Source organism: Ruegeria sp. O5 (genome assembly GCF_056535105.1).
Genome location: NZ_JBQERN010000019.1, coordinates 43022 through 59482, shown reverse-complemented (window position 1 = coordinate 59482; position 16461 = coordinate 43022). Strand labels below are relative to the sequence as shown.

The following is a 16461-nucleotide window of genomic DNA, read 5'->3' as shown; positions in this document are numbered from 1 at the left end:
ACTCAGCATTGGGCTGGAAAAGCCCTGTCGCATTCGAAAGGAAAGTGGCTTAAACGAGCACTTGGGGCGGCACAAAAACGGGACAGGTCCATTTAATTTCCCCATCGTCACCGAACGCAATTACGCCCTTCTTTATTCGAGAGGCCATCAAAGCAGAGTGCATTTCCTCGACTTTTTCACGAACTTCTTTTCCTCCTCCGATTTCGCATTCTATGAGTCTTGCGGTTCGGGGGTATTCGACAATAGGGATTGCATTTGTTCTAACAAAAGGAACAGCTGTTGACCTGTCGCTGATATCAATGGGGCGTGGCCGGATTTTCTTTTTGTCGTCTAAGTCTATCGAGAGACCTTCTGTTTGCGGGAGATAGCGTAAGACATCTGAAAGCAGTTCATCGAAACTCCCAGAGCGTACAAAACTGGCGTCAATTCCCATAGATTGAGCAGCGCTTATGAATTCTGTCACACCGGCATACGGGGAATCTTGTTGTCGAGTGACCCAGAAAATTCCATTGGGAAATCCGGCTCCGGCATTGAGAGCTTCAGTGAGAACTGACATGACTGACTCGTCACGGCCACTGTAGCCGCAAATTATCAATCCTTGGTTACGACAAGTATCGAGAAGCACACGACGCATTGCGGCATCTTGGGATGCCAATTCTTCCGTAGTGTTCTTCAAAGCTACGGAATGGAAGTCACCGTGAATTTTTCCGTATAGAGGCCACTGTTGCTCGGCGAATGCCCGAGCCATTTTGTCTGGTTCTCCCAGGTCGCTACTGGTTAGGATAGAGCTTGTTTCCATAACCTGAGCAACAGCGTCTTCAACCAATCTGTCAAAGTTTGTTGTCCAAATGATGCGAGCAAGATCTCGCCTCAACAAATGCGCCAATGCCAGATGGCCGTAGCTCGGCTTCGCACCTCTCATGGCGGCGTCAATGTAGCTCCTGCGATCCTTGGGGTCCGGGTAGGTCTCCTCAAAAAAATGAGCATATTCCTCTTCAGAACCGGAAATAGGGTAGCCTCTTGCATCATCGAAATACTGTTGCAGTGCTTGTCGAACCCTCTCATCTCCCAAATCGGAAACGGCCGAAGCGCTGACATTCTTTGCAGACCTGAAAATCCGTGCCTTGAAGTCCCAAATCATGTCTCCTGCGGTCTTGATCCCTGACGCTCTTGACGCACCTGCACCAAGCAACCACATCAGACCAGAAGCTCGCTGTTCAAATTTCCGCAAGAAAACTGGGAAGTCTAATACGAGCTCATCCATTCAGTTTCTCTGCTCCACTTCGTTACGATGCTTGATGCTTCGCGAGCTCATTCATCCAATAGGTGTAGCTAGCTTGCAAAGCTGTTGGAATACTCGCTCCCGCCAGCGACCCAACCAGTTCGGCGAACCGCTTGTGGCAAGATGGATAGGATTTTATTTTGTTCCCGACGAGAGTTTTGCTGCCGGGAATTGAAAGCATCATTTCCAACGCTTTGGGCGAGAAATCTTTGATCATGCTTTCGTAGTGAGGGCTTGCCGCCCAAGAAACCCCATATTGATTTCCAACTGCACACGAAACCACTGTTTCAACAAATTTCCAACGAACTGTTTCAGGAACAACAGATGCCCCAACAATTTCGTGCAAGCGAGCTGCGAATGGTGGTTCGTTGTAGAAGTTATTCATTCCTTGGTGGGCTGCGTTTAGTCGGTCGCATGCGGTAGATACAATTGAGTGCCGCTCTGCTTCGGAAAGGAGCCCAAGCATGTTGAATTTGGTGAAAAAGTCACGTGAAGCACTGGCTTTCGCCTCCTCACCTTTTCCAACATACCGTTGGTGCTGATCGATAATCGATGCGGGAATGCCGTCCAATTCAACTGATGGCAAAAACAAGGTTGCACAGTTGGTGCGGGCGCTTTGTCCCAATGCTTCATCGCAATACATGCCATGTAACGCACCCGCAATTAGCTCACGTTGGGCCGAATGAGTTCCTTTAATGGCAGCGGTCCAATAAGATGTTTGGTCCGTGTTGAACCGTCCTGCCTTAATCGCAGCGATCAGTTCATTGAAATTGACGCCAGCAGGCACATTTACATCGCTTAGCGCCGCTCGTGCGCATCGGCTAATGAAGTTGACTACTTCGTCTTCGTCCAGAGCGCCCATGGCAGGATGAGCAGCTGAAAAGCTGTTCCGAATAGCTCTGCATTGATCAAGCTTGAAATATCCTTCTTCGGTAATCAGGTTTAACTCGAGGCACAACTTCAGAAGATCATGATCCATCATCTCCAATAACTTGCTTTCATCGAGGGTTTTCGATGTTAGCTGCGCAACTATTGGGAGGCCAAAACGAATAACCTTTTGTCGTAACTCTACAATTGTAGAGTTCCAAACGTAGTTGATCGCACTGTCAAACAGTCCAACTGACACGGCCACACATAGCCGTATCATCCGCTCGTCTCGCAATTCGGACGGAATTTTGCTAAGCAGTCTCGGTAGGTTATCCCAAGTATGATCGATTTGCACTTTGGCAGGCAAAACATCGCGGGGAACGCCCAAAGCAGAGGTGATCTGAACAAGCAAGTCGTCGGTGCCAGCAGTAACAGCTGGCAAATTTTCGATGCTCTTTGGGACCAAATCGTTCATTTTTAATGCACCTAATTCAATGATCTTGGTTTGCTAAGGATATAACCACGTGATTGCCGCACGTTAAAGGTGAATAATAACTGCGTTGATCAATTGGACTTCGCTTCAGGGCAGGCAGGCGCGAGGAGAACATAGATGCTGCTCACTTTCGCAGCCGAATGGTAGCAATAGGCGGTCAGATTCTGTACCGTCAGATTGATACCCCAGAGATACCCAAGAGGGCACACACCGCGCACACCAATCTTTCGGCGCACGATAAGGTATTGTTTTTTTGATAAAAATGGTGCCCGGGGGCGGAATCGAACCACCGACACGAGGATTTTCAATCCACTGCTCTACCCCTGAGCTACCCGGGCACGGGAACGACGTTTGTCGTTGGGTGGAGGCGTTCTATGACTTGCTACCGGCAGTGTCCAGAGGCTTTTTTACATTTTTTCAGTGCGGTCGCATTGTATTGCGTTCGTCCGCATCGGCCTCGGTCTCAGGGTCGTCTTCGCGCTGAGACGGGACCGCGTAAGAGCCGTTCAGCCACTTGGCCAAATCAATGTCTGCGCAGCGTTTCGAACAGAACGGGCGGAACTTCTTTTGCGTTTCTTCTCCGCAGATCGGACAGCTCATTTCAGGATCTCTGCGACAGGTAACCGGCTGCGTTTGCGCTGCAACTCGAAATGCCCCAGAGGTGTCCATCCCGCCAGTATCGTCTCGTCCGGGTCCGACTTGAAGGCCGCACGCAGGGCGGATTCGAACCCTCGGCGGTCTTTCTTGGGCATCGGAGCCAGATCCAGTGTGATCTGCCCCGCCAGCCCGCGCACACGCAATGCACGTGGCAAGGCTTTGGCACAAGCGAAGTTGGCTTTTGTTCCTGCCGCCAGCGACGTATCCGCGCCTGTGTTCACGTCTACGGCCACCAATGCGCGGGTCGGTTCGATAAAAAGATATCCGCCTCCGGGGAGAGGTTCGGAAATGCCACGGGCGACATCCAGCGCGTCCAGCACACCATGGGTTTCAAAACTGCCGGTTTTCGTCACAACCTCGGCAGGATCGGTCCAGTCGCGCCATGCCAGGATATGCGGGCTGTCACCTTCGCTCAGCAGTTCGACGTCGAACCCTTCGTCCGTCATCACTTGTTCAGCTTGCGCAAGCATGGCCGAAATGTCGTCGGCAATATCACCGGCATCCGCATCCATGCAGCAGGAGCGGAGGATCAACCCGTAGGGGCTGTCGCCCATTTGTTCATGAGCGATTTCAAGCAGTTGATCCCGCTTGTCTTCATCCTTGATGCTGCGCGAGATGTTCAGGCCCGGTGCGTCGGGTGTGACAATGGCAAAGCGGCTCTTGAACAGGATGCGGTTGGTTACAGGGATGGCCTTGCCGGGCTCGGCATATCCGCCCACCTGCACCAAAAGCGTGGCACCCGGCGCCAACCCTTTGACCTGTCGAAGAAAAGCCGGGCCGTCGGGTGTGGTCAGGAACATACCACCCTGCCCCTTGACCGGTCGATCGGCACGGGCGCGATAAATGGTGCCGGGTGCCGGCGCGTCGGCGGCGATCAGGAGATCATCAAGCTTTCCGTCGACCATCAATGCCGCGGCCTCGCGGTCTTGGATATGGTCTAGAACGATGGTTCGACCCTTCATGATGCCTCGCTATATAGTGGGTAGCCGATCCCTTGCAGCAAGGCGGCGGTCTCGGACAGGGGCAGCCCCACGATGCCAGTGAACGAGCCCGAAATCCATGGGATGAATGCGCCAGCAGGGCCCTGGATCGCATAGGCCCCGGCTTTGCCCTGCCAATCACCGGTCGCCAGATAAGCGTTGATTTCAACGTCAGACAGGCGTTTGACCTTGACCTGCGAGACGACATCACGTTGCAGGATGCGATCCCCGCGCCGAACGGCGACCGAAGTGATCACCCGGTGACGGCGACCGGACAGAGCGTACAGGAACTCTGCGGCTTGCCCCTCATCCTGGGGCTTGCCCAGAATACGCCGCCCCAGTGCAACTGTCGTGTCCGCGCAAAGCGTGATGTCACCGCTATCCGATTGAACAGCCTTTACTTTTTCACGCGTAATGCGACTGCAATACGGAACAGGAAGCTCACCCTTCAGCGGTGTTTCGTCGATGTCAGGGGGGCGGATGGCGTCGGGCTGCACGCCAAGCTGCGCCAGCAGGTCCAGCCGCCTTGGGCTGCCCGATCCCAGGATAAACGCCATCTCGGCAGGCGTTATTTGAAGCGGTAGTTGATCCGACCCTTGGTCAGATCATAGGGGGTCATCTCGACCTGAACCTTGTCGCCGGCCAGAACACGGATGCGGTTCTTGCGCATCTTTCCTGCCGTATGTGCGATGATTTCATGGCCGTTTTCCAGCTCGACCCGAAACGTCGCATTAGGCAGGAGTTCCTTCACGACACCGGGAAATTCGAGCGTATCTTCCTTGGCCATGTTGTCTCCATCATTAGGTTGCGCCCGCAGAATCTGCGGGGATGTGCGCTTAAATGAGCCTATTTTTCCCTTATTTCAAGGGCGGATTCATCTAAAGGGTGGATAATGTGACCGTTTCGACTCGGGCGTCCTGCTCTGGCCAATGGGTCCGGTTCAGCACATGGCCATCGGCGCGGACCTCGGCGATGGCGGACAGGTCGACATCTGCATAGGTCCAGCCAGGCTGGTTCAGAGCGCCCTCGGCCAGCACTCCGGTGGCCGGAAACCCCTTGTCCGGCGGGCCGAAAACGCCGCCCATGCCGGTGTTCATGTCCACTGCCTCGGACCAGTCGTTGGCTCCGACCAGTGACGACATAACCGTAACGCATTGATTTTCCAATGCTCTTGACATTGCCCCGATGCGAACACGCCAATACCCTGACAGCGCTTCGGTGCAGGACGGTACAAGGATCATATCCGCTTCGCTGAGTGCGCGGCCCAGCAGGGGAAACTCGCTGTCATAGCAGATCAGAACACCGATTTTGCCCAGCGCGGTGTCGAACAGCTTGAGCGGACCACCCGGCGCAATGTCCCAGTCCTCGCGTTCAAAGCGGGTCATGATCTGCTTGTCCTGATGGTCGCGGCCACCGTCCGGGGCGTAGAACGCGGCGCGGTTCACCGGGCGGCCGGACCCATCCACAACCGGGGCCGATGCACCCAGAATGTACGTTTTGTACGCACTTGCGAGGCGCGAGTGCAAATTTTGTACATCCTCGAACCGGTCCGAAACCGCGCGGATCGAGCGTTCGAGATCACCCGCCACCTCGGCACCATCGAGCGTCGACACCTCCATCGCGCCGTATTCGGGGAACACCAGCAGCCCGGCCCCCTGCCCGGCAGCCTCGGCAACCCAACGGTCCAGCTTGTCCTCGTACTGCGCCCAGCTGTCGAGCCAGTCGAGATTATACGCTGCGGTTGCGACTTTCATTGATGGGGTCCCCTTGAGTAACATTTTCGCTAGACACTGGTTGATACCGCCCCGGGCTGTATAGTTTGGTCGCACCACCAGATGCGCTAATGCGTCCTTTTTCAAACGAGGCACAGCGCGGCAACTGAACCGAGTTTTCTCCCTGGTCTCACTGAGCAACTAGCCTGTGTTAATTTAGCAGGAATCCACAGTGCTTTTTGAAAAACGCTCTCCTGTCGGAAGGTAAGTTGAAAATTCAAGCTCACCGCCTATTTCGAAAAACCGCCGAGTATCTTTCTTACCACAAAGATCCTTTTTGACAGAGTAAGCCAACTGTTGTTCCGCTGTTCTGCCATCCCTTGTCGGTTCAGTTTTGATGCGTTCAGGAACATTGACTGCAAGTGATACGACTTTACCGTCCGTTTTCGCTCCTCTCACAGAAACTCCTTGCCCCAGAGGCTTACCCGCAATTTTGTTGTATTCGTTGGTCACCAATGTTGCGAATGCACACCGCTCATTACCATCACAGCCTTCTATGGTTTCCCAAACCTCATCTCGACTTGGCCCCTGAGGGGTGCATGCTGCAAACGTTAATAAAACAAACAGTGCGGATGTTGCGCGATAAATCAAATCGTTGACTCCTATTTTCTTCATGCCCCAGCAATTCTGGTCCTTCAATTTGTTTCACGTTCTTCAATGCACTTAAACGCCAAATCAACAACCGGATTCCGCATTCTATGGCTGTTGGTTTTTGGGCACACTCACCAATATCGTCTTCATTCGCTGCCAACTAATAACGACAAAATTTTGGTCACAGCTCCCTGATCCAGAACTGCAACGGCTTCGGCGTTTCTCCCTCCTCCCCGATATCCTTCCACGAGAATTGGGCGATTGCGCTGGGTAGGGGCTCGTATCCGCGGGCGCGCCAGAAGGTATCCAGCGGGCGGTAGTGGTCGGGGCGCAGGGGGTGGTCGGTGGGGCGCTGCACGCTGCAAAAGGCGCATTTGGCAAAGCCCAGTTCGCGGGCGTGCCCCTCGCGCGTGTCGAAGAATGTGTGGCCGACACCCTGCCCGCGATAGTCCGGCAGCAGGACGGATTCAGCGCAATAGAAGATCTGCGACAGGTCCAGCCCGGTGTCTGCGAAGGCCGCGGCGAAATCGTCGGCGTGGTCGGTCAGCGGCGCGCCCGTCGAGGCGCCGATCAGGCGGTCGCCATCGAAGGCGCCGACCACGATGGCCTTGTCGCTGTCGCGGTAGGATTGGAGGTATTTGCGTTCGTATTCCAGATCGCCGTCATAGAGATAGGGCCAGGCGTGAAATACCCTGATCCGCAGGCGGGCGACATCATCCAGAGCGGCACCGAGTGCCGCTCCGGTCAGGGGGCGGACGTCACTGACGTCAGCCATTCGAGACCTGTTTGGTCCAGTCTGCAAGGTTATAGAAAGTGGTGACGCGGGTGATCTTGCCGTCCCTGAGATCAAAGAACGATCCGGCAGGCAGGCGGTAGGTCTGGCCGTGGGCGTCGGGCAGGCCCTCGTCGGTTTCCAGATAGGTGCCGTTGACGATGAACTCGGCCGCGGCGCGGGTGCCGCCCTGAGCCTCGAACACGACGATGTCGGTCAGGTTTTCTCGGTAGCAGCGGTTCATATGGGCGCAAAAGGCGGCGAACTTGTCCTTGCCGACGCGAATCTGGCCTTCGTTCACGTGATGGGCCACGTCATCGGACAGGCAGGCCAGCATGCCATCGACGTCACCGGCGTTGAAGGCATCGAAATAGGTTTTGACGGTCTGGTTCATGTCCCCTCCGTTGGTTCGCCCCAGCGGTCTTTCAGATGCTGAATGATCTGGTCGCGGGTCTGTCGGTAGTGATGTAGCTTTTGTTCGCGGGTCTCGCCCATCCCGGTAGGGTCCATTATTGGCCAATAATCGACATCGAGGTGAAAAACACGGGTCAGTTCCAGCGCCTGACGCTGGCTGGCGGGTGAAAGCGCCACAACCAGATCGAACGAGCTGAGGTCATCGCCCCATTCCTGCATCTCGTCGAAGGAGCGCGACCGGTGGCGGGACAGTTCCACGCCGACCTCGTGGCAGACCGCGATGCTGAAGCCGTCGATTTCCAGATCGTTATGCACACCGGCGGACTGAACATAGGTGCCGGTGCCATAGAATTTCTTCATCAGCCCCTCGGCCATCGGGGACCGAACCGCGTTGTGGTCGCAACAGAACAGGACCGACTGCGGCAGAGGCTTCACGCGTCAGCCCCCAAAATGCAGAACGCAGATCAGCGTGAACAGGCGGCGGGCGGTGTCGGTGTCGACATCTGCCTTGCCTTCCAGCCGTTCCTGCAAAACACGGCTGCCTTCGTTGTGGATACCCCGGCGGGCCATGTCGATGGTTTCGATCTGGCTGGGTGGCAGCGATTTCACCGCGTCAAAATAGCTTTCGCAGATCTGGAAGTAATCCTTGACCACCTGCCGGAAGGGGCCGAGCGACAGGTGAAACTCGGCCGCTTTTTCGTTGGCCTCGGTTTCAATGTCGAAGACAAGCCGTTTGTCGCGGATCGAAAGCTGGAGGTGATAGGGGCCCTCGGGCACAACGCGGTCGTCGCGTTTGGGCAGCGAGAAGCTGTTTTCTTCCAGCAGATCATAGATGGCGACCTTGCGCTCCTGCTCGATCTCGGGCGTTGGCGGCGGCAGATTTCTATCATCCAGTTCGATATGCGAGATGCGGGTCATCTTTACAGTCACATTCCTTGCGTCAGCACAGACCTATAACAATGATATTCGGCGAGCAACGCACAGAAACGCCATATGCGCCCGGTCTTTGCGTCATTTCAGCCATTCAGGCGGTTCAGGCGCGCGGTGACCGAGAGGCCATGCGCCTCGAGGCTTTCCGATTGCGCCAGCTGTTCGGCAGCAGGGCCGATGGCACGCAGGGCTTCGGGGGTCATCTGGCTAAGCGTGGTGCGTTTGAGGAAATCCATCACGCTGAGGCCTGACGAAAACCGTGCCGAGCGGGCGGTGGGCAACACGTGGTTGGGACCGCCGACGTAGTCGCCGATGGCTTCGGGTGTGTACTGACCCAGAAAGATGGCTCCGGCGTGGATGGTTTTTTCGCTCAGCGCGCGCGGGTCGGCCACGCAAAGTTCCAGATGTTCCGGGGCAATGCGGTTGGACAGGGCGGCGGCCTCGTCCAGGTTGCGCACGGTGATCACCGCGCCGTAGTCACGCCAACTGGCCCCAGCGATGGCGCGGCGTTGCAGGGTTTCCAGCCGTTTTTCGACCGCCTGCGCGACGGATTGGCCGAATGCGGCGTCATCGGTGATCAGGATCGACTGCGCGCTTTCGTCATGCTCGGCCTGGCTGAGCAGGTCCAGCGCGATCCAGTCAGGGTCGTTGTTCTTGTCGGCGATGACCAGAATTTCCGAGGGGCCGGCAATCATGTCGATGCCGACCTTGCCAAAGACGCGCCGCTTGGCGGCGGCGACAAAGGCGTTGCCTGGCCCGGTGATCTTGTCGACCGGCGCGATGGTGTCAGTACCATAGGCCAGCGCCGCCACGGCCTGCGCGCCACCGATGCGATAAACCTCATCCACACCAGACAGTTTTGCTGCCAGCAGCACCAGCGGGTTCACCTGTCCGTCCGGGGTGGGCACCACGATGGCCAGCCGTTCCACACCGGCCACCTTGGCTGGGATCGCGTTCATCAGCACCGATGACGGGTACGAGGCCAGCCCACCCGGCACGTAAAGCCCTGCGGCCGAAACAGCAGACCAGCGCCAGCCGAGTGTTGCGCCCGTTGCATCCGTCCATTCCTGATCCTCGGGCATCTGCCTTTCGTGATAGGCCTGGATGCGGGAAGCCGCCAGTTCCAGCGCCGTGCGATCTTCGGCCCCGACCAGCGCCACCGCTTCTGCGATCTCCTGCGCGCTGAAGGCCAGCGTTTCGGGCGTCAGCGTCAGCCGGTCGAATTTGGCCGTCAGTTCGATCACCGCCGCGTCACCCCGGTTGCGCACGTCGTCGATGATCTGCGCCACAACCGCATCCACATCCGGGCTGTCCTCGCGCTTGGCCGAGAGCAGGGTCCGGAAGGCGGGTTCGAAATCGGGCGATGTGGTATCAAGGAAAACGGGCATGATCTGGCACTCCGGGCGTTGCGCATTGGGACATATCGCCCGGAGCGCGCGGCCTCAACCCTCAGCCCACGGGGTGCAGCGATTTGTGCATGGTAAAGCAGGACAGATCCCCGTGGCCGCAGCACCGGCCGGTAGCCTGCCAGCCGTGGCGCAGATAGAAATCCTGCGCGGTTTTTGTTGCCTCAAGCGAGGCTGAGGAACATCCCGCCGCGAGCAGTTCCCGTTCCAGCCGGTTCAAAACCGCCGCCCCCAGACCACAGCCCTTATGATCCGGGTCGATGTAAAGCAGAGTGATCTCTCCGGTTTCCAACAAACCGCCTACGGCGGCCACCTGCCCGGCCCGTTCAGCCAGCCAGATCTGCGATCCAGGTTTGATCCAGCCCCGGATCGAGGCCGGGTCCTTGTTATCGGTCCATTGCGCGATGGCCTGCGGGTCACCCTGATGATCGGCCCCGCAGAGCTGCGTGATCGAACGGATCAGAACCCGACTGATGTCGAAAACGTCGAAAACGGTGGCGCGACGCAGAGTGACACCTTCGGGCACCTTCGAAAACGCCTGAGATATGCCGCGCTTGTTTTGCATCTATTCGGGATGATACGGGGCCTGACCGGAGGGGGCCTGATAAGGGCGCGTGACGTCCTTGAGGGTGGCATCCAGCGCCTCGACCGTCAGGCGGATCGCGCCGTCACCGGCCAGCGTCAGCAGGACATGGCCCGCGCCATCCTCGCCGGGTTCGAAAACGACCGACATCAGCGACATGATCATGTCGGTGTCACCGCGATCAATGCCCTGACTGGACACCGAGAGAACCGAACCGAAGACCAGCACCGACTGCACCCGTTCAAACGGGCGGTCGCGGCGGGCGGCGGCATCCTTGTCTTCCCAGCGAAAGCGGTTCAGCAGCAGGCCAAAGCGGCGCTGCGCCGGTTGCCACTTCATCTCGGTCACCGGAAACACGGCATCCTGCGCGAGGGTCGAGATCACCTGAAGGTCATCTGCATCCTCGGCCCCCAGATTTAGCGGCGCCTCGCGCCCGTCTTCAAAACTTGCGTCTGTCATTGGCCCTTGATCCGTTCAATCTTTGCACCCACGCCTTCCAGCTTGCGCACCACATGTTCATATCCGCGGTCCAGATGATAGACCCGGCTGACCGTTGTTTCCCCTTCTGCCGCAAGCCCTGCCAGAATCAGCGAGACCGAAGCCCGCAGGTCAGTCGCCATCACCGGTGCGCCTTTCAGTCGCTCGACGCCGGTCACCGTGGCGGTGCCGCCATGCACCTCGATATGCGCGCCCATGCGCACCAGTTCGGGGGCGTGCATGAAGCGGTTTTCGAAAATGCGTTCTTCGAGAACCGAGGTGCCCTCAGCCGTGCACATCAGCGCCATCATCTGCGCTTGCAAGTCGGTCGGGAAGCCGGGGAAAGGTTCGGTCACCACATCCACCGCGCGCACGCGCCCGTTTTTGCGCGCCACTTTCAGACCGCCTTCGGTTTCTGAAACGCTGACGCCTGCCGCATCCAGTTTGGCCGCAAAGGATTCGACCAGCGACATGCGACCGCCCAGCAGTTCGACCTCGCCCCCACAAATCGCCGGGGCCAGCATATAGGTGCCCAACTCGATCCGGTCGGTGACAACCTGATGTGTGGCCCCGTGCAGCCGGTCGACGCCCTGAATTTCGATGGTCGGGGTACCTTCGCCAGAAATCTGGGCACCCATCTTGCGCAGGCATTCGACCAGATCGACGATCTCGGGTTCGCGCGCGGCGTTTTTCAGAACCGTGGTGCCCTTGGCCAGCGTCGCCGCCATGACGATGTTTTCGGTGGCCCCGACCGAGGCAAAGCGCATCTGGTGCACGGCGCCTTTCAGACCGCCCGGAGCCTTGGCGTGCAGATAGCCGTCCTTCAGCTCGATCTCGGCGCCCAGCGCCTCGAGCCCTTCGACATGCAGGTCCATCGGCCGTGCGCCGATCGCGCACCCGCCGGGCAGAGAAACAACCGCCTGCCCGAACCGCGCCAGCAAGGGGCCCAGCACAAGGTTCGAGGCGCGCATCTTGCGTACGATGTCATAATCGGCGGTCTGGCTGGTCAGGCTGTGGCTGGACATTGCAATCACCTGACCGTCTTGCAGCGACGACACCTCGGCCCCCAGCGATTGCAGCAGCGCGGTCATGGTCTTGATGTCGCTCAGCCGCGGCGCATTGGTCAGCGTCAGCGGTTCTTCGCTCAGCAATGTTGCGGGCATCAGTGTCAGGCACGCATTCTTGGCGCCCGCAATCGGTATCTGACCGTTCAGCGGGCCATTGCCCGTTACCAGAATCGAATCCATCTGCTCTTATCCCTCGTCCTTGTCAGGCTTGTCCCCTGCGGCCGCACGCGCCTTGGCCTGCGCCTTGCGACGCGCCATGTTGGCCTTCAGCGCCGCCTTCAGCCGCGCCTCGCGCGCATCGCCGGGTTTACCTTGTTTTTTGGGTGAATTTTTATCCGTCATGATCTTTCTCTACAGGAGGCGAAAAAAACCGTCCAGACACCCTTGCGCCGCGTTTCGTTTGAGTCTAATCACCCGCCCACAGCGCTGCTGTAGCTCAGAGGTAGAGCACTCCCTTGGTAAGGGAGAGGTCGAGAGTTCAATTCTCTCCAGCAGCACCATCCTTCATATTCCTGCGAAAAAGCGCGCTTTTATCCGGAAGGGTTTGGGTGTTCCGGCGTCTTTGGCTATTGGCGTGTCAGAGACTTTTGTGGTGCACGTTTGGTTTATGGGCGGTTCGATACAGCCCGGAGGCGTCGAGCGCTGTGCGTGGTAGTACCATGCGCTTGGCAAGGGGAGCTGCTGCGCGCCCGTTGCATCCCCCCGGCCAGTGGCTCTTTCAGGGCATTGAACCCATTCCAGAGCCATAGATCGTTTCGTGGCGGTCGGGCTTAGGTCATGCCCAGCGCTTCTTTGTACATTTCGATGACGGCCTCTTGCTCGGCGATGTCATCCTTGTCCCTTTTTCTGAGGGAAATGATGCTGCGCAGGGCCTTTACGTCATAGCCGCGCGACTTGCTTTCGGCGTAGACCTCTTTGATCTGGTCGGCGATGTCTTTCTTTTCCATCTCCAGGCGCTCGATACGTTCCACAAACTGGCGCAGCTCGCCCGCGGTGACCTTGTAATTTGCTTCTGCTTCTTCAGACATGCTCATCTTTTTTGTTCCCGGTTATGGACCTGCAACCAGAAGAGGTCAGCCTGCCGCTGGCGGTGAACGGCGGTGGCCCGATCATCGGGGGCACCTTCGAAACACGCCTGTCCCAGAGGCTGAAACCCTGGTGTGGAATGCCGGATACAGTGCTGCCGCCCGGGTCGCAAGCACCCAATGGGCTGGCGCACTTGTATGACCCCAACCGATCCGTTAAGCGCGTGATCAGGTCACGAGGATATGCGGGGAACCATGTTTGAATTCATCACCTGGGGCGGTGCAGCCCTGTCTGTGGCCGGGCTTGCCGGTCTGGTCTGGTGCATTCTTCGCGTGATGCGGGCGCGCAAGGCCGGTCTGTCGGATGACGAGCTGCGCGCGGTGGTTCAGGGGGTCTTGCCCTGGAACCTGGCCTCACTGTTTCTGTCGGTGCTTGGATTGATGCTGGTCATCCTCGGGATTTCCCTTGGATGACCATCCGGTTCACACCGGCAAGTTATCAAACTGCGCTTCAATCGCATCTTCGCACAAGGCCGCATCCAGACGACGCAGGCGCGAAGGCACCTCCATCCCCTGCTGCCGCATCCGGTCAACAATCTTACTCACACTCGGCTGAAGCGCCAAACGCGTTTCCAGACCCGCGTTCACAAGCTTACGTTCAAGCTGCTCGGCTTCGGAATAAAGACCAGTCGGTGTCATAACTATCCTCCCAAGTGGCGCCAGTATCCCCAATATACGTAACGGGATTACGACCCGCAGATAATATCGTAGCCTTGTGCGGGAAATTGCCTGCCATGGTCGAAGTTTCGGCAATCTGACGCGGATAGGTTAAAGATTAAGCCAGGATTTCAGCGGTTGCTTTGACCGGCATCAAATTCAGGTTCGATATTGCATCACATTCCAATTCACATATATGATATGCGTGACCGAAACGGAGAAGATCATGACACCGAAAGTGAAAGCGTTTTTTGACGAGCAGACCTTTACGGTTTCCTACGTGGTTCATGAACCTCAGGGGCGGGCCTGTGCCATCATCGACAGCGTACTGGATTTCGATCATGCCTCGGGGCGGACGTCGACAACCTCGGCGGACAAGATCATCGATTTTGTGCGCGAGCAGGACCTTAAGGTCGAGTGGATTCTGGAAAGCCATGTCCATGCCGACCACCTTTCGGCGGCCCCCTACCTGCAACAGGAGCTGGGCGGCAAGATCGGGATTGGCGACCAGATCGTCACCGTGCAGGACACGTTTGGCAAGGTTTTCAACGAAGGAACCGAGTTTCAGCGCGATGGCAGCCAGTTTGACGCGCTGTTCAAGGAAGGCGACAGTTTTCACATCGGCCAGATGCGGGGCGACGTGCTGCACACCCCCGGCCATACACCGGCCTGCATGACCTACGTGATTGGCGATGCCGCATTTGTGGGTGACACGCTGTTCATGCCCGATTTCGGCACGGCGCGCTGCGATTTTCCCGGAGGATCGTCGGCCACGCTGTTCCAGTCGATCCAGAAGATACTGTCGCTGCCGGACAATACCCGAATCTATGTCGGGCATGATTACAAGGCACCGGGCCGCGACGAATACGCGTGGGAAACAACGGTGGGTGAGCAGAAGGCGCTGAACGTCCATATCGGACAGGGGCGCAGCATCGAAGACTTCGTGGAAATGCGCGACGCGCGGGACGCCACGCTGGCTATGCCGCGCCTGATCCTGCCGTCTTTGCAGGTCAACATGCGGGCCGGTCAGATGCCCCCGGCGGATGAACAGGGCGATGTTTTCCTGAAACTGCCGGTCAACAAGCTGTGACGCGGGCACAACTAATCACAAAGGGAAGTCCCACATGAATATAGAGTGGATCTGGGGGCTGTGCGGCGGTCTGGTGATCGGTCTGGCCGGGGCGGTTTACCTGCTGGGCAATGGCAGGATCATGGGCGCAAGCGGCATTCTGGGCGGCCTTGTCGATGGCAGCGCCAAGGGGAGCATGGCCGAAAAGCTGGCCTTTATTGCGGGGCTTGTCGGAATGCCCCTTCTTCTGCGCCCGTTGATCCTGCCCGAGGCTCAGACGCATCTTACCAGCAATCTGGGCGTCGTCATTCTGGCCGGGCTGCTGGTCGGTGTCGGTACACGGATCGCCAATGGCTGTACCTCGGGGCACGGGGTGTGCGGGATCTCTCGGTTCTCGCTGCGCGGCATCGTGGCCACCGTTTTCTATATCCTTGCCGGGGGCGTGACCCTTGTGCTGCTGCGTCATGTGATGGGAGTGATCTGATGCGTCTTATCATTGCGTTGATCGCCGGATCACTGTTCGGTGCCGGGTTGCTGATTTCGGGCATGACGGACACCACAAAAGTTCAGGGCTGGCTGGATGTGTTTGGCAACTGGGATCCGACGCTGGCCTTTGTGATGGCCGGTGCCATCCTGCCGATGCTTGTGGCATGGCGGATGACAACCGGACGGCAAAACGCCCTGACCGGCGGAGCCTTTCCACCCCCTGCAAAGCCCGAGGTTGATCGCAGGCTGATCGTGGGTTCGGTTCTGTTCGGGATGGGCTGGGGACTGGCCGGGCTGTGCCCCGGACCGGCAATGGCCTCGCTGAGCTATGGCGGGCTGGGCGGGCTGGTCTTTCTGGTTGCAATGGCGGCCGGGATGTTCGTGGCACCACCGCTGGGCGCGCAACTGGACAGGGCGGCAAACGCGGCCTAAGGAATTGGCATGGAGATTCGTCAGATTACCCCCCGCTATGCTGTCTCGCCGCAGATCACGGTCGAGGATGTTCCGGCCATCGCCGAGGCTGGCTTTGCCAAGGTGATCTGCAACCGGCCCAATGCCGAAGTTCCCCCGGCCATGCAATCCGACGCGATCGGCGAAGCGGTGCGGGCCGCCGGTATGGAATATGAGGTGCTGGAGCTGACCCACCAGACGATGACGCCTGAGAACGTGAAGCGGCAGCGCGACATGGCGGAAAACGGCAGTGGTCCTGTTCTGGCCTATTGCGCCTCGGGCACGCGGTGTTCGGTGGCTTGGGCGTTGGGCCAGTGCGACCACATGAGCACGGACGACATCCTGAGTGCGACCGGCAAAGCCGGGTATCAGCTGGACAATCTGCGCCCCATGCTGGACCAGATCCGCGGCACTGGCGGCTGA

The 16461-nt window shown here is 58.0% G+C and carries 25 protein-coding genes and 2 tRNA genes; 7 read left to right on the top strand and 20 right to left on the bottom strand.

All coding sequences use genetic code 11. The features are described 5' to 3' along the window. Positions 1-49: 49 nt before the first annotated feature. The 18 genes from ACR0M3_RS17565 to ACR0M3_RS17480 all read right to left on the bottom strand — a co-directional run bounded on the left by ACR0M3_RS17565 (position 50) and on the right by ACR0M3_RS17480 (position 12633). Positions 50-1264: an SIR2 family protein gene (locus ACR0M3_RS17565; RefSeq protein ID WP_480911894.1), complete on the bottom strand. Its 1215-nt coding sequence runs from the start codon at positions 1262-1264 to the stop codon at positions 50-52. 22 nt (positions 1265-1286) lie between these two features. Next, positions 1287-2624 (bottom strand): hypothetical protein, encoded by a 1338-nt coding sequence (locus ACR0M3_RS17560; protein ID WP_480911891.1) that lies wholly within the window; start codon positions 2622-2624, stop codon positions 1287-1289. A 281-nt stretch (positions 2625-2905) separates the two neighbouring features. Further along, positions 2906-2980, bottom strand: a tRNA-Phe gene (locus ACR0M3_RS17555). Between the two features lie 79 nt (positions 2981-3059). Further along, complete coding sequence (locus tag ACR0M3_RS17550; protein ID WP_480473599.1) at positions 3060-3242, bottom strand: DNA gyrase inhibitor YacG; 183 nt, start codon at positions 3240-3242, stop codon at positions 3060-3062. Beyond that, complete coding sequence (locus tag ACR0M3_RS17545) at positions 3239-4261, bottom strand: ribonuclease E/G (protein ID WP_480473600.1); 1023 nt, start codon at positions 4259-4261, stop codon at positions 3239-3241. Before ACR0M3_RS17545 ends, ACR0M3_RS17550 begins: the two co-directional genes overlap by 4 nt. Then, on the bottom strand, positions 4258-4836 hold the full coding sequence (locus ACR0M3_RS17540; protein WP_480473601.1) for a Maf family protein: 579 nt from the start codon (positions 4834-4836) through the stop codon (positions 4258-4260). Before ACR0M3_RS17540 ends, ACR0M3_RS17545 begins: the two co-directional genes overlap by 4 nt. An 11-nt stretch (positions 4837-4847) precedes the next feature. Beyond that, positions 4848-5066, bottom strand: coding sequence for a translation initiation factor IF-1 (infA, locus tag ACR0M3_RS17535; RefSeq protein WP_005978431.1), 219 nt, complete (start codon positions 5064-5066; stop codon positions 4848-4850). Positions 5067-5157: 91 nt separating this feature from the next. After that, entirely contained in the window at positions 5158-6033 is an 876-nt protein-coding gene (locus ACR0M3_RS17530; RefSeq protein WP_480911888.1) for a carbon-nitrogen hydrolase family protein, read from the bottom strand. A gap of 174 nt (positions 6034-6207) precedes the next feature. Next, positions 6208-6666 carry a hypothetical protein gene (locus tag ACR0M3_RS17525; RefSeq protein WP_480488378.1) on the bottom strand — a complete coding sequence of 153 codons (459 nt, stop codon included), beginning with the start codon at positions 6664-6666 and terminating at the stop codon, positions 6208-6210. A gap of 157 nt (positions 6667-6823) precedes the next feature. Continuing rightward, positions 6824-7417, bottom strand: coding sequence for a GNAT family N-acetyltransferase (locus tag ACR0M3_RS17520; RefSeq protein ID WP_480911885.1), 594 nt, complete (start codon positions 7415-7417; stop codon positions 6824-6826). Beyond that, positions 7410-7808 (bottom strand): ketosteroid isomerase-related protein, encoded by a 399-nt coding sequence (locus ACR0M3_RS17515; protein WP_480488382.1) that lies wholly within the window; start codon positions 7806-7808, stop codon positions 7410-7412. Before ACR0M3_RS17515 ends, ACR0M3_RS17520 begins: the two co-directional genes overlap by 8 nt. Next, a complete protein-coding gene (locus ACR0M3_RS17510) occupies positions 7805-8263 on the bottom strand; it encodes an arsenate-mycothiol transferase ArsC (RefSeq protein WP_209505795.1) in 459 nt (152 codons plus the stop codon). Before ACR0M3_RS17510 ends, ACR0M3_RS17515 begins: the two co-directional genes overlap by 4 nt. A gap of 3 nt (positions 8264-8266) precedes the next feature. After that, positions 8267-8746 carry a UPF0262 family protein gene (locus tag ACR0M3_RS17505; RefSeq protein ID WP_480520976.1) on the bottom strand — a complete coding sequence of 160 codons (480 nt, stop codon included), beginning with the start codon at positions 8744-8746 and terminating at the stop codon, positions 8267-8269. A gap of 98 nt (positions 8747-8844) precedes the next feature. Then, entirely contained in the window at positions 8845-10146 is a 1302-nt protein-coding gene (gene hisD, locus ACR0M3_RS17500) for a histidinol dehydrogenase (RefSeq protein WP_480911884.1), read from the bottom strand. 61 nt (positions 10147-10207) lie between these two features. After that, positions 10208-10729, bottom strand: coding sequence for a GNAT family N-acetyltransferase (locus tag ACR0M3_RS17495; RefSeq protein ID WP_480911882.1), 522 nt, complete (start codon positions 10727-10729; stop codon positions 10208-10210). Further along, a complete protein-coding gene (locus ACR0M3_RS17490) occupies positions 10730-11206 on the bottom strand; it encodes a DUF2948 family protein (RefSeq protein ID WP_480560300.1) in 477 nt (158 codons plus the stop codon). It lies immediately after the preceding gene. Then, the gene (gene murA, locus ACR0M3_RS17485; RefSeq protein ID WP_480773887.1) at positions 11203-12471 is read right to left on the bottom strand and encodes a UDP-N-acetylglucosamine 1-carboxyvinyltransferase; all 1269 of its coding nucleotides are present in this window, start codon (positions 12469-12471) and stop codon (positions 11203-11205) included. The genes ACR0M3_RS17490 and murA overlap by 4 nt, the downstream gene beginning before the upstream one ends. Before the next feature lie 6 nt (positions 12472-12477). Next, positions 12478-12633: a hypothetical protein gene (locus ACR0M3_RS17480; RefSeq protein ID WP_209505784.1), complete on the bottom strand. Its 156-nt coding sequence runs from the start codon at positions 12631-12633 to the stop codon at positions 12478-12480. A gap of 83 nt (positions 12634-12716) precedes the next feature. Between ACR0M3_RS17480 and ACR0M3_RS17475 the strand changes: the two genes are divergently transcribed. Then, positions 12717-12791 (top strand) — tRNA-Thr (locus ACR0M3_RS17475). Between the two features lie 270 nt (positions 12792-13061). On the opposite strand, the gene ACR0M3_RS17470 is transcribed toward ACR0M3_RS17475, so the two are convergent. Beyond that, positions 13062-13325 (bottom strand): DUF2312 domain-containing protein, encoded by a 264-nt coding sequence (locus ACR0M3_RS17470; protein WP_209505782.1) that lies wholly within the window; start codon positions 13323-13325, stop codon positions 13062-13064. Positions 13326-13342: 17 nt separating this feature from the next. On the opposite strand from ACR0M3_RS17470, the gene ACR0M3_RS17465 reads away from it, so the two are divergent. Both ACR0M3_RS17465 and ACR0M3_RS17460 read left to right on the top strand, forming a co-directional pair. Further along, positions 13343-13579 (top strand): hypothetical protein, encoded by a 237-nt coding sequence (locus tag ACR0M3_RS17465; RefSeq protein ID WP_480546361.1) that lies wholly within the window; start codon positions 13343-13345, stop codon positions 13577-13579. Then, positions 13572-13790, top strand: coding sequence for a hypothetical protein (locus ACR0M3_RS17460; protein WP_209505778.1), 219 nt, complete (start codon positions 13572-13574; stop codon positions 13788-13790). Before ACR0M3_RS17465 ends, ACR0M3_RS17460 begins: the two co-directional genes overlap by 8 nt. A gap of 9 nt (positions 13791-13799) precedes the next feature. Here the strand turns inward: ACR0M3_RS17460 and ACR0M3_RS17455 are convergent, their stop codons facing one another. Continuing rightward, a complete protein-coding gene (locus tag ACR0M3_RS17455) occupies positions 13800-14015 on the bottom strand; it encodes a hypothetical protein (protein ID WP_209505776.1) in 216 nt (71 codons plus the stop codon). 244 nt (positions 14016-14259) lie between these two features. Between ACR0M3_RS17455 and ACR0M3_RS17450 the strand changes: the two genes are divergently transcribed. Genes ACR0M3_RS17450 through ACR0M3_RS17435 form a run of 4 tightly spaced genes read left to right on the top strand, consistent with a single transcriptional unit; the run spans position 14260 to position 16461 of the window. Next, positions 14260-15123 (top strand): MBL fold metallo-hydrolase, encoded by an 864-nt coding sequence (locus tag ACR0M3_RS17450; protein WP_480911878.1) that lies wholly within the window; start codon positions 14260-14262, stop codon positions 15121-15123. Between the two features lie 34 nt (positions 15124-15157). Continuing rightward, complete coding sequence (locus ACR0M3_RS17445) at positions 15158-15586, top strand: YeeE/YedE family protein (protein ID WP_480911877.1); 429 nt, start codon at positions 15158-15160, stop codon at positions 15584-15586. Next, positions 15586-16020 carry a DUF6691 family protein gene (locus ACR0M3_RS17440; protein ID WP_480518974.1) on the top strand — a complete coding sequence of 145 codons (435 nt, stop codon included), beginning with the start codon at positions 15586-15588 and terminating at the stop codon, positions 16018-16020. Before ACR0M3_RS17445 ends, ACR0M3_RS17440 begins: the two co-directional genes overlap by 1 nt. A gap of 9 nt (positions 16021-16029) precedes the next feature. Further along, on the top strand, positions 16030-16461 hold the full coding sequence (locus ACR0M3_RS17435) for a protein tyrosine phosphatase family protein (protein ID WP_480507459.1): 432 nt from the start codon (positions 16030-16032) through the stop codon (positions 16459-16461).